We start from the raw sequence: 12,714 nt of genomic DNA on the forward strand, positions 1-12,714 counted from the left end.
GGCCTCAAGCCGCCGACCCTTCAGAACTGCGCGGAGGGATGGCCGCGGTCCTCGCTGCCGACACGCGGTCCAACAACTGGCCGGCGACCGCGCTTTCCAGTTCGCCACGAAAGAGACCGATGTCCTTCAACTCGCGATCGCTGAACCGGCGCAGCACAGCCAGTGCAGTCTGACGTTCACGATAGGCGATATAGCGAACCGCCCATCGCTGGAGGCACCCTCCGATCCAAAGCACGGTCTGCGCAAGTTTCTCGAAGATATAAAACGTCTTTTCGTTGAATCCGTTTGTATGGGTAATACTCATGATCGCATCCTCGAATGATTGATGAAATTGGAATTCTCGTCTGGCGATGCCGCGCGCCGTTCGGGCGCGGCATCGCAGATCGAAAAGAGGACTACTCAGCAGCCTGTGCTTCGACCGGATCGCTCCGGACGACGACGGTGGTCGCAACCTTGTAGAATTCTTCGCCCGGCATGCCGACGCGGCGCGCGTGTTCACGGATCGATTCACCGTCGCGCGCCTGATAGACGCAGAAGGTTCCGATCCGGCCATCCGGCTCGTGGACCACGTAGCTGCGAATCCAGCGCACGCGATCGGACATCTGTTCGTTTCCAATCTGCGCGGACTTTGCACCGGCCATCTCGAGTTCAGCCAGGTTTGCCCAAGCGCTGGGGCGACGAATGACATAGGTATCCATTTCCGTTATCCTTTTCAGTGTTGAGATGATGTGGATCGAAACTCAGCGAGGAGATTTCCAGCGGTCGCTGTAGCTCTTGACGAACTTGACGACCGATTGGCCGGGACCGGAGTGGTAGATGTCCTTGCCGGTTCGTTCGAAGCCCCGGCCGATTCGCACTGCGCCAACACCGACCGCTTTTCCGACGGTGACAGCTCCGCTCCCGACAGCCTTCGCAGCGACCACGGTGCCGCCACCAACGGCCTTCGCCGCCGTGGCCGTGCCACCACCTACAGCCTTGGCCGCAGTCGCAGCGCCGCCACCAACGGCTTTCGCACCGGACTTCACGGCACTGCCGACAGACTTCGCTGCACTCTTCAGCGAGCCGAGCGCCCCAGCTTCCGCCGGAGTTGCCGTCACGACCGAATGGGCCATGGTCAGCGGCGTCGCGAGACCCAGCGCCAAAATCGCTACATGTAATTTTGATCTAATGGACGTTTTCATAATCAAGCTCCTATAAGATTCCACTTAAGAATCAGGTGGTTAAGCCGCCCCGCGTTGTTTCTTGACGGCTTGTGTGGTATAGGAGCGTCTGTCGCCAGGGTCCTTACGACGCCCTGATCAAACTCTTATTTCTCGCTGATCATTGTGATGGATGATTTGGAAGTCTTTCAGTTCGGACCGTTTACTCTCGACCAGCCGGCGCGCGCGCTCCGCTTAAATGAGCGTGAGATCGATCTTCAACCGCGCGTCTTTGATTTGCTTTCGTACCTCGCTCGCTATCGCGAACGTGTGGTCTCGAAAGACGAACTTCTCGATGCGCTCTGGCCCGACGTAACTGTCACAGACAATTCGCTGCAGCGAGCTGTCAGTTTGCTACGCTCAGCTCTGCGAAAAGGCGGCATGGAAGATGCGGTGCGAAATATTCCCCGCGCCGGCTATCGCTTTTGTATCGACAACGACAATGTAGCGCTGGCACCGACGAGCACCAACGGCGACGATATCGTCGCATTGGCACGTCACGCAGTTGAGGATCAACGGTGGCGAGCAGCCATCGATCGTTTCGAGATCGCCGATAGAGCCGCGACGCTTTCTGCGAATGATCTAGATAGCTGGGCCGTCGCGCTTCATTGCCTGGGCAGGCCGTCAGACGCCATACGAATTCTTATCAGGGCGATTTCTGCTCACATCAAAGAAAAGAATTTGGATCGCGCAGCTTCGAGTGCCGTCTTTCTTTCCACAATCCATCTGGAGCGAAATGAGATTGCAGTAGCGAAAGGACTGCTGTCGCACGCAACCGAACTCGTCGCCGATCAGCCTGACGCATCGGCGAACGGCCAGATTATATGGATGGACGCGCGCATTGCGGCAGCTGAAGGAAATCCTTGTTTCGCACTAGATCGTGCCAACGAAGCTTACCAATTCGGAAAAAGCCACGACAGTCTCCAAGTGGAGACATTGGGACTCATGTATCGCGGCTTTTTTAAACTCAGCATGGGCGATACTGAAGCCGGTCTGGCCGATCAGGATCACGCAGCCGCACTAGCGTTATCGCGTGGCACAGATCCGATTACGAGCGGCGTGCTATACTGCAATATTCTTTGGGCATGTAGAACGTTCGGCGATTGGTCTAGAGCGAACCAGTGGACGCTGGGATATCAACACCTTTGCCTTGAAAGCGGCATGGAATTCTCTGGGTCGTGCCAGCTCCACCGTGCGGAAGTGTTGGCAGTGCGCGGCAGTCTTCCTAATGCCCGTGACCATATCAGCGAAGCACTCAGCAAGTTGTCCGGTGACGCGCCTTGGGCGCTGGGTGACGCCCACCGGGTGTTGGGCGACATCGAATCCGCGATTGGAAACCGGGACGCTGCACGAGCGGCCTACGAGACGTCCTATGCTCTGGGCTGGAACCCGGAGCCTGGGCTGGCCATGCTTCTTCTCGAAGATGGCGAGGCCGAATCCGCCTATGCCAGCCTCGAACGCAGCCTGATCGGCCAAAACTGGTGGACATTGCAACGGCAGGGCATGCTTCTGGCGCATCTTGCCCTTGTTGCCGCCCACGCCGGCCGCAACGACAAGGCAAAAGCTCTTATCGCCGATCTCGCTGCGCAGGAAAAGCGCTGGCCGATGCCCTCGATCCGAGCCTTGACGAGCGAAGCCTCGGCTGTTCTTGCAAGATCGGACGATCCTCTGGCGGCTCTGCGTTACCTCCACTTGGCCCGTCAACTATGGACCAGCGTGGATTCACACTTTCACGCAACACGATTGAGACTAGAATTGGCTGATCTGCTGCTGAGCATGGGTGACCGCGCTGGGGCGGGAACGGAGATACGCACCGCTATCGCCGCGGCAAAAGAGCAGCAGTCCGACAAGCTCATCGCGCGCGCTGTGGTGCTGTCAGATAAGGCCACTTTCCAATAATTACCTAACGTTCAGGCCTGCGTAGGGCGACGCAAGGAACCTTCTAGGCGGCAATAATTGTTTGCACATGGAAGGTTTTCGCGGCCCATTCGATCACCAGATCATTTCTTCCTTTGATGCCGTCCGGCCCCCGCGACCATCTTCGCGAACGGCTTCCGTCAGTCTATCGCTTCACGCGCAAGATTGAATTCAGTTGGCTGGGCAAGGTCCACGAAGCGGTCAGTACAAATCAGCAAGAGCTAAGGACTTGGTAAGGACCAAGACCCAAGCGCTACCTATACCGATCAACGCTGCACGATCGCAGCGATGTCGCGGCAGACGCCGCGCGTCATTTATTCAGAGGAGATTTCTCGATGAACTTGTTAAACAGATCCAAAGCCTTTGCCGTTATCCTCACCATCGCTGCTGCCTCCACGATGACGCTGATGCAGTCAGTTGTGACCCCGGCAACCGCTCATGCCAGCCCGCTGGGATCGATCAAAAGCGCCGCCAAATCGGTGGGCAGCGCAGTCAAGTCGACCGCCGGCAAGGTCGTATCGGCTCCGAAATCGCTCGCTGCCGGCACCAAAGCAGCCGCGGTACTTGTCTACAACAAGACGACTTCGGTGGGATACAAAGCAAGCGCAATCGGTGGCAAGGTTGCGGGCGGTGTAGCCTGGGCGCTGAAGAAGCCCAGCAAAGCAATCGCTCACACTTACCCGATCCGGAAGATTGCTATTGCAACCAAGGGCATCGTCCGCAACGCGCAGCGTTGACGGAATTCAAACAAGAAATTATTGGCGACAGATCGATTGCTGGTGCGGCGAGATATACCTCGCCGCACCAACTTCATGCGAAACGTTCAAGCAACCGCAAATCAATGACGCGGAAAGAGATTACCCGCCGCTGCCAGCGGATTTGTTAAAGCGCACCAGTTCTCGTCGGCGGATATCGAACACACCGTACGACTGTATCACGCCGATCCATAGCGTACAGCATTTGTCACATTGTCCGGATATGACGATCTAAGCTATCGCTCGTAGTGCTCTTTCCGAGCTAAATCGCCAGTTGGCAAACGCCTCCTTTACGCTCGGACCTCTTTTTTGCCTCCTGCGATTGGGAATCGGGACTCTCGCCTCTCGTTATCCAAATCACATTTGCGGCAAGCACGACCGAGATGATCGTGTCCTCAATGACTTCGAGAAAGTCGCCTCCAAACATCGTCGGGCCAGTCCTTTTCGAGTGAACGACGCCAATTGACATACCAATACCGATCAATAGGGCGACAGCAATAACTTTGAGTTTCATGATCGCATCTCAAATAAATACAAGGATGAATTCGGACAATGGTCTTTGGCGACTCCGACAGGAACTAGTCTGGTGCCGCCATCACTTTCTTGGTAGAACGACGCTTCAGTTTGCTAATCCATGGCAACGAAACGGATGCCAGTATTCGGCAACGAAGTTACGAGTGAGTCTGAAGGGTCCGGATTCTACAACCGTTATCGCTGCCTGCCTGATCTTCGAACCGGTTCGCGCCCTCTCATTGCTGAAAAGCAAAACCCCGCCGCTTACGGCAACGCCGACGTTGGCAGCGGCCTCCTTGATTGCCTTGCCTATCGCCCGGGCGGTGCCCTCGACGGAGATGGTGATACCAGCTTCTGCGGACATTGCGGTCACTGCGGAGATTGCAAGCTGAGTTATGGTCATCGGAGCCGCCGCACCGACACCAATCATCACTGCAACAATCCGATTCCTAATAGAAATTGTCATCGTAACGGGTCTTTCAGCTATCGGCATCGAATGCCGTGGATTATTCCGCAGCGACGTCTTCGCTGCAGTGATCCCGATATACAAACTGCTATCAGCCAGGTCCTTACGGCAGACTGATCAGTTTCTGATTTGGTTCATTGAGTGGTTTGGGCCGGCTGAGGAGCTTTCCTCTAGAAGAAGATGCATCTCGGCCTGTTCCCCACCAATCGCACCTAGCCCACTGTGAGAGGATGACGAGGGCTCCTACCCGCATCATCCGGGGATGGCGGAACCATCAAAGCAAGATCGGAGGCGACAGGCGGCGAACTTCATCCCGGCCATAAAAAGCGCTCTCTAGACAGTTTCGCGACTGGCCACTACTGCAAGTGCATTGGCTACGAAGCTAAGAATTCCATAATCGCTCATTATGCGCATCATGGATGTAGACGCCAGATGGAGAAGTCACTGTTGTCCCAGATAGAGATGTCACTCTCCACGGTTTCAGTTGGGGAGCATGGGGCCGATGACGGTGATTGCGATGAGCCGGACGGAGATCGACCGGATGAGCGTGTTGCAGGATCTGGCGGCGAACAGGATCAAGGTTGCGGATGCTGCGGCGTTGATGGGACTTGGCCGACGTCAGGTATTCCGGCTGGCGAAGGCCTACGACCAGCATGGCCCCGAGGCGCTGGTCTCACGCCGCCGCGGCCGGCCGAGCAACCGCTGTTATCCGCCAGCGTTGCGCGCCGAAGTCATCGGCATCATCCGTGAGCGCTATTTCGACTTCGGTCCGACGCTGGCGGCGGAGAAGTTGGCGGAGCTGCACGGGATTCACCTGGCGCGCGAGACGCTGCGGCAATGGATGATCATGGCGGGTCTGTGGAAGGATCGCCGCGCCCGGTTGAAGCCTGTGCATCAGCCGCGGTATCGGCGCGATTGCCTGGGCGAGTTGATCCAGATCGACGGCTCGGAGCACTGGTGGTTCGAGGGCCGCGGTCCGCAATGCACCCTGCTCGTCTACATCGACGATGCCACCAGCCGGCTGATGCATCTGCAGTTTGTCGAGAGCGAGAGCACCTTCGATTATTTTGCCGCCACTCGCGCTTATCTGGAGCGTCACGGCAAACCGGTGGCGTTCTACTCCGACAAGCACGGCGTGTTCCGGGTCAACAGGAAGGATGCCGCCTCCGGCGATGGCATGACCCAGTTCGGCCGGGCGCTGCACGCGCTGAACATCGACATCATTTGTGCCAACTCCTCGCAGGCCAAGGGCCGAGTGGAACGGGCCCATGGCACGTTGCAGGACCGGCTGGTGAAGGAGATGCGGTTGTGCGGCATCGACACCATCGCAGCCGGCAATGCATTCCTGCCGACGTTCATGGAGCAGCACAACGCGCGCTTTGCCAAGGCGCCCTTCGAGGATCGCGATGGTCACCGCCCGCTCGCCGGGCATGATGATCTCGACGACGCCTTTGCCTGGAAGGAAGAGCGCTCGGTCTCGGTGAACCTGACGCTGCAGTACGACCAGGTGCTGTTCATGCTGGAGCCGACCGCGATCGCACGGTCGCTGGCACGCAAGCGGGTCACGGTGATTGACTACCCCGACGGACGGCTGGCCATCCGGCACCACGGCGTCGATCTGCCCTACCGGACCTTCGATAAACGTCCGCAGGTCAACCAGGCCGCCATTGTCGAGAACAAGCGGCTGGGCCCGATCCTGGCCTACATTGCCGAACAACAGAAACAGCTCGACATGTCCCGCTCCGCCAAGGCGCCGCGCCGGCGCGGCCAGAAGAACCACATGTTTAAGATCGGATAGATCCGGCGGTTTCCAACCTCTAACCCACAGAAAGGCGGCTATCCTGCTCCCGACCGGGTGACATTTCTAACTGGCGCAAATCGTGACTTCCCTAAATGGCGGCGACAATGGATGTAGACGCCATGTAGACGCCAGATGGAGAAGTCACTGTTGTCCCAGATCGAGATGTCACTCTCCACGGTTCAGGCGGAGGAGGCTTACGGCCACCATGGCCCGAAGCGCTGGTGTCGCGGCGGCGGTCGGGTAGACCGGCTGGCACCGTTGCGTTGCGTAATGTAGGCTTCACCCCGCGCCTTCCTCCACGAGCAATTCCAATCCTAGCCTATGGAAGGGCGGCTAACCTGCTCCCGCAGCGTGAGGTTCTAACTGGTGCAAATCTGACCTCACTTAACGGGGCGACAATCTGGAAAGGAACTCACAGTCGAGCCGACGTCTCAGCTTGACATTGAGCCGCGGACCTCTCCAACTTAGGCATCGAAGCTGTGCGGGAGCTCGACATGACAGTCCACATAAACCTCAGCGACGACAAACCTTACCTGCTTTCAGTTGCGGACACGCTCGCCACGCTCAGCGACCAGGCAGATTTCCAATCCGTTGACCAAGCTCAAATAATATGCGGCGATCTAAGACTGCCGTCCGACGAGATAGTCACCCTAATGGGACAGGAATTCATGAGCTTCGCGATTCGTCGATCACTGAGTGCTCAGCCCGCTGATCATGATCAAAGTGTCTCTTCTCTCGAAGGCTCATGAGCGAGCCACTCATTGTAGGCGAGATCGAGCGCGGCCTGGGGCATGGCAGCCTGCGCGGTAGCCTCGCAATATCAGCTCCGATGAACTTCGGCATTCAAAGTCACGGCCACGTCAGAGGCCCGTTCCATGCTGTTTGGCGGTGCACCGATGGAGGGTCCCCGTTACATCTGGTGGAATTCCGTTTCCTCGCTCGAGCGGATCGAGGCCGCTAAGGAAGAGTGGGCCAAGGGACGGTTTGATACCATGCCAGGTAACGAGGCTGAGTTCATTCCACTGCCTGAAAGGAATGATGCTCCACAGCGTGCGACGGGCGGCGTATTTTATCCGTAACGCGACGCACGATATTCCTGCCTCACCCCTATTATTGCTTGGGGTGGGTCCGATTCGCATTCAGGCGATGGTCGACTAACTCTACAATGCTATCGACCACAGGATGACACATGCCCTTTTGTCGCGCCAGCAACTGCACGAGTTTATCGGCTCTTTCGACATTTACAGCACCGCTATTGAGCGCTCTTGCAACCGACGCAGGACGTGACAGACTCTTGGCCGCATCAGCATATTTTGTAAAGGTCACAAGCTCTTCGCGTGAAGCCCCCAGAGCAACGCAAACGTCCGCGACAAACTCATAAACCGACCTCGTTTCATCGAGATTGGAGTGCACAGCTTGCTCCGCAGTTCGCATACCATCCTGTGTCACGCAACGATAGTTTCCAGCAAGCAACATCGACCATTTTGCCAGCGGCACAAATATTGATTGATGAACTCGCAATTTTACCGGGATCTCAATATTGCCAGTCCCGAAACGAGCGGCGTCAATGTCTCGTTCAAGTCGTTCGAGGATCGCATCACTTTTCTCGTTATCGAATCTCGCTACCTTGAAATTTGTTGGCAGCGTTACTTGCAATATATTCGGCCTCTCATCTGGAGGACGAACCGCTTGGGGATCCGGACTGCACAGCGTCAGCGCTCCGGATTCAAAGCCGCTCCAAACGGACGGATCGGTATAAGCCGCCTCTACGGTTTGGGATAAGACACTCTTGATGCGTTTAATATACGGAAGTGGAGGCATGTTCATAATGGACATGCACGGAACCCGGGATGCAGCAATCCGCTCAAGCAGCCCGCGGACACCTTGCGTACCATACTGCGGCTCCTGCATCGCCAAGCCGATCAGATCGAACTGCTCCGGATTAACATCATCGGGATCTGCGGCAGATACCTCGCCGGGTAATTCACGGGAGTCGATGACAATCGGATCTTGTCCGCGAATGGGCATTCTCACACGGAAACCCTCGCTATTAATTAGATCAGCTTCAGCCGGCCAACAAACAAGCGTAACCGAATGGCCTCCAAACATGATTTTCGAAGCGAGCAGTGATCCGTATGATGCGCCAAGTATCAGGATTTTGTAGTTTGCCATTTTATCCATCTCAGATTTTCCACGATTTCGAATTTGATCTAAAGCCAACAACACCAATCCTCCGACGAGGACGCGAAACTATCGCTGCCATCCGCTTCAAATGTTTCGTTAATGCGCAAGACGCACGCCGATTACGACGCGGCTGAGTGCGCTGCTCCGATTGCACGCGCCCCCACGAGAGTGAAAGGCGCCAAATAATTTACCTGAGGCAAGGCCGCCGAAAGCCATACCGATAGAAGCAGAACCTGAATTACACCCACCCAAGCTCGCAAATTCTTTTGCGGCACAGACACTACGCCAAAATCGCCTTCGCCGAATTTGCCTGATCGCGCAGCGCGAATTTCTGGATCTTGCCGGTGGACGTCTTCGGGATCGCGCCGAACACCACTGACTTCGGCGATTTAAATCCCGGCAGTATGCTTTTGCAGTAGCTCAGGATTTCCGCTTCGGTCGCGGTCGCGCCGTCCTTGAGTTCGACGAAGGCGCAGGGCACCTCACCCCATTTCGGGTCCGGCTTGGCGACCACGGCGGCGAACAGGACCGCCGGGTGCTTGTACAGGACGTCTTCGACTTCGACCGACGAGATGTTTTCGCCGCCCGAGATAATGATGTCCTTGGAGCGGTCCTTGATGATGACGTAGCCGTCCTTGTCGAGCACGCCCAGATCGCCGGTGTGAAACCAGCCGCCTTCGAAGGCTTCCTTGGTGGCCTTCTCGTTGTTCAGGTAGCCCTTCATCACGATGTTGCCGCGGATCATCACCTCGCCGATGGTTTCGCCATCGCGTGGCACGGGCTGCATCGTGTCCGGATCAAGTACCGTGACGGCTTCCTCAAGCGGATAGGGCACGCCCTGACGGCGCTTGAGCTGGGCGCGCTGGTCTGCCGGCAGATCATCCCAGCCGGGCTGTTCGGCGCAAACGGAGGCGGGGCCATAGACCTCTGTGAGGCCGTAAACGTGAGTGAGCTTGATACCGATGCTCTCGGCGCCCTCAAGCACGGCCACAGGCGGCGCCGCGCCCGCAATCAACCCGACGACGGGTTTCGCAGCGCTGCCCTTGGGAGCGTCCGGCGCATTGATCAGCGTGTTGTAGACGATCGGCGCACCGCACATGTGGGTCACGCCGTGAGCCTTGATTAGCTCGAAAATCTTGGCTGGATCGACCTTGCGCAAACAGACGTTGATCCCGGCCGACACCGCAATCGTCCACGGAAAGCACCAGCCGTTGCAATGGAACATCGGCAGCGTCCAGAGATAGATCGGATGGGTGCCGAGATTGCCCGCGAGGATGTTACTGACAGCATTGAGATACGCGCCACGATAATGCGTGACGACGCCCTTGGGATTGCCCGTGGTGCCGGATGTATAGCCGAGCGCAATGGCGTCCCATTCGTCCTGCGGCTGATGCCAGGCGAAGTCCGGGTCACCGGACGCGACCGCCGCTTCATACTCGATCTCGCCAATGCGCTTGCCGCCGGCAAACGCCGCGTCATCCACATCGATCACCAGCGGCTTCGGGCCTTTCATCAGGCCCAGCGCATCGGAGATCACGCCGGAGAACTCGGGATCGACCAGAATGATTTTTGCGCCGCCGTGGTCGAGCTGGAATGCGATGGAAGCCGCGTCGAGCCGGATGTTAAGCGCGTTGAGGACGCCGCCAGCCATTGGCACGGCAAAATGCGCCTCGTTCATCGCCGGGATATTCGGCAGCATGACCGCAACGGTGTCGCCACGCTGGATGCCGCGCTTGACGAGAAACGACGCGAAGCGCTTGCAGCGCTCATAGGTCTGCGCCCAGGTGAAGCTGCGATCCTCGTAGACCGTGCTAACGTGATCCGGATAGACGGCGGCGCTGCGAGCAAGGAAGCTCAGTGGCGACAGCGGCACATAGTTGGCGGCATTCTTGTCCAGACCAGTGCTGTATTGGCCCTGATGGCTGCTCATAGCCTGACTCCCTGATTGTCCGACAGGTCGGACGCCCGAAACGGACGAGACCCGTACTCTATTTGTCTATACACGATGGTTTCGGTGATCATTCACAACGCCGAATGAGCAGAGCTATGGAAGGTTGAGGCCGTTCATGAACCATGTCGGCTATAGAGACCCTCGATCTCTGAAGCGTACTTCTTCTGAACATTGAAGCGACGAACCTTCATTGTCGCTGTGACTTCGTCGTCATCATGATCCAGTTCCTTTGTCAGAAGATGAAATTTCCGGATTTGCGAAACTTGGGCAAGTTGCGCGTTGGCCGTATCGATCTCCGACTGGATCAACTCGCGAAGACTGTCGTTCTCTGTGAGGTTCTTGAAATTTGTGTAGGCGACGCCCTTCTCCTCTGCCCACTTCCCGGCAAGATCATAGTCGATCTGTATCAGCGCCGAGACATACTTGCGCGCGTCACCGATGACGACGCACTCCTTGATGAACGCGCTCGACTTCACCATGTTCTCGATCTCCGACGGACTGAGATTCTTTCCCCCCGCCGTAATCATGATGTCCTTCAGCCTGTCCACAATGCGGAAATGGCCGTCCTTGAATTCCGCGACATCACCGGTGTGCAGCCATCCGTCGCGGATCGACATCCTGGTCGCCTCTTCGTTCCGGTAGTAACCCGCAAACACCGTATCTCCGCGAATAAGAAGCTCGTTCGACTCTCCGAGCTTTATTTCCATCCGGTCGATACCGTTACCCACTGTCCCCACCCGCCGGTCCGACAGTACCTGCCCCAGCGCGATGCCCGAACTTTCCGTCAGGCCGTAGACCTCGATCAGCGGCACGCCGATGGCGCGAAAGAAATGCACAATCGCGGGCGAAATCGGCGCGGCACCGGTCATGGCAATGCGGGTCTTTCGCAGCCCGATAAAGTTTTGTAGCGCGCGGAAGACCAGCCAGTACGACAGCGCAAACTTGAGTTTTTCGGACAGCGTTCGGTCGGCCGCGTTCTTCTCCGCAAACGGCTCGCAGGCAGCATAGGCCCGCTCGAACATGGCGCGCCGGATGCGTCCCGCCTCCAGCAGCTTGATGTGGATCGACGAATGCAGTTTTTCCCAAATCCGTGGCACACCGAGGAACACGCTTGGTGCAACCTCGCGCAGATCCTCCTGCACGGTCCGGATTGACTCTCCGAAACTAACCAACGAGCCCAGATACGTCGGGACCATCACTGTCGTCATCTGCTCGGCGACGTGACATAGCGGCAAATAGGACAGAACACTTGCCGACTGATCGACAACCAGCCGATCCGCACAACCAATCGCCTGCGCCCGAATGTTCTTGTAGCTTAGCATTGCACCTTTCGGCTTCCCGGTGGAGCCGGAGGTGTAGATAATCAATCCGATCTGCGATAACTGTTGACGATCGATGATGCCATCTACCAAAGCGGCATGGCTCGTCTCGAAGTCGGCGCCAAGCGCTTCCAGCGCATCGAACGACATGACTTGATCGGGCGGGTAATCCCTGATGCCCTTGGTTTCAACGACGATAATCCTCCGCAACTTTGGCAGTTCGTCACGGCGTTCCAGAACCTTATCGACCTGCTCCTGATCCTCGCACACGATGATCTCGGATTCAGAGTGCGCCAGCACATAGGCGACCTCGTTCGACGGACTGGTGGGATAAACCCCGACTGCAACAACGTCGATAATGTTTGCGCCAAGCTGCGCCAGCACCCATTCGATCCGATTCTCGGACAGAATGCCGATATGACCGCCTGCACTCAGTCCCAACGCGCGGAAGCCGAGTCCGATATGACAGGCACGGGTATAGTAGTTCCTCCAGGTACACGGATTCCAGATTCCGTATTTCTTCTGCCTGATAGCAACCCGGTTCGGATGGACACGGGCATTCTCACGCAGCGCCTGCGGCAATGTCATCTCAGGAAATCTGTCGCTCAT

General features: G+C 57.2%; 12 protein-coding genes and 1 pseudogene. 5 read left to right on the forward strand and 8 right to left on the reverse strand.

The genetic code is table 11. The features are described from left to right. Positions 1-4 precede the first annotated feature (4 nt). The 3 genes from AC07UB_RS18210 to AC07UB_RS18220 all read right to left on the reverse strand — a co-directional run bounded on the left by AC07UB_RS18210 (position 5) and on the right by AC07UB_RS18220 (position 1,181). Positions 5-304, reverse strand: a complete 300-nt coding sequence (locus tag AC07UB_RS18210; protein ID WP_494654154.1) for a DUF1127 domain-containing protein — start codon at positions 302-304, stop codon at positions 5-7. A gap of 91 nt (positions 305-395) precedes the next feature. Then, positions 396-698, reverse strand: coding sequence for a nickel-binding protein (locus AC07UB_RS18215; RefSeq protein ID WP_494654152.1), 303 nt, complete (start codon positions 696-698; stop codon positions 396-398). A 42-nt stretch (positions 699-740) separates the two neighbouring features. Next, positions 741-1,181: a hypothetical protein gene (locus AC07UB_RS18220; protein WP_494654150.1), complete on the reverse strand. Its 441-nt coding sequence runs from the start codon at positions 1,179-1,181 to the stop codon at positions 741-743. Between the two features lie 147 nt (positions 1,182-1,328). Between AC07UB_RS18220 and AC07UB_RS18225 the strand changes: the two genes are divergently transcribed. Together AC07UB_RS18225 and AC07UB_RS18230 are read left to right on the forward strand one after the other, a co-directional pair. Beyond that, positions 1,329-3,098: a winged helix-turn-helix domain-containing protein gene (locus tag AC07UB_RS18225; protein ID WP_494654148.1), complete on the forward strand. Its 1,770-nt coding sequence runs from the start codon at positions 1,329-1,331 to the stop codon at positions 3,096-3,098. 353 nt (positions 3,099-3,451) lie between these two features. Then, complete coding sequence (locus AC07UB_RS18230) at positions 3,452-3,853, forward strand: hypothetical protein (protein WP_494654147.1); 402 nt, start codon at positions 3,452-3,454, stop codon at positions 3,851-3,853. 280 nt (positions 3,854-4,133) lie between these two features. Here the strand turns inward: AC07UB_RS18230 and AC07UB_RS18235 are convergent, their stop codons facing one another. Next, on the reverse strand, positions 4,134-4,385 hold the full coding sequence (locus tag AC07UB_RS18235) for a hypothetical protein (protein ID WP_494654145.1): 252 nt from the start codon (positions 4,383-4,385) through the stop codon (positions 4,134-4,136). Between the two features lie 105 nt (positions 4,386-4,490). Then, positions 4,491-4,817: a hypothetical protein gene (locus AC07UB_RS18240; protein ID WP_494655283.1), complete on the reverse strand. Its 327-nt coding sequence runs from the start codon at positions 4,815-4,817 to the stop codon at positions 4,491-4,493. Between the two features lie 535 nt (positions 4,818-5,352). On the opposite strand from AC07UB_RS18240, the gene AC07UB_RS18245 reads away from it, so the two are divergent. The 3 genes and pseudogenes from AC07UB_RS18245 to AC07UB_RS18255 all read left to right on the forward strand — a co-directional run. Beyond that, entirely contained in the window at positions 5,353-6,648 is a 1,296-nt protein-coding gene (locus tag AC07UB_RS18245) for an ISNCY family transposase (protein WP_006019196.1), read from the forward strand. Positions 6,649-7,145: 497 nt separating this feature from the next. Continuing rightward, positions 7,146-7,400 (forward strand): hypothetical protein, encoded by a 255-nt coding sequence (locus AC07UB_RS18250; RefSeq protein ID WP_006019218.1) that lies wholly within the window; start codon positions 7,146-7,148, stop codon positions 7,398-7,400. A 105-nt stretch (positions 7,401-7,505) separates the two neighbouring features. Further along, positions 7,506-7,730 (forward strand): annotated as a pseudogene (locus tag AC07UB_RS18255) (pirin-like C-terminal cupin domain-containing protein); the annotation flags it as partial. Between the two features lie 31 nt (positions 7,731-7,761). On the opposite strand, the gene AC07UB_RS18260 reads toward AC07UB_RS18255, so the two are convergent. The 3 genes from AC07UB_RS18260 to AC07UB_RS18270 all read right to left on the reverse strand — a co-directional run bounded on the left by AC07UB_RS18260 (position 7,762) and on the right by AC07UB_RS18270 (position 12,714). Further along, a complete protein-coding gene (locus AC07UB_RS18260; RefSeq protein ID WP_006019216.1) occupies positions 7,762-8,823 on the reverse strand; it encodes a hypothetical protein in 1,062 nt (353 codons plus the stop codon). Positions 8,824-9,115: 292 nt separating this feature from the next. Further along, entirely contained in the window at positions 9,116-10,765 is a 1,650-nt protein-coding gene (locus tag AC07UB_RS18265; protein ID WP_006019215.1) for an acyl-CoA synthetase, read from the reverse strand. A gap of 134 nt (positions 10,766-10,899) precedes the next feature. After that, entirely contained in the window at positions 10,900-12,714 is a 1,815-nt protein-coding gene (locus AC07UB_RS18270; RefSeq protein WP_006019214.1) for an AMP-dependent synthetase/ligase, read from the reverse strand.

This window comes from Afipia sp. GW821-FHT04G03, assembly GCF_059419985.1.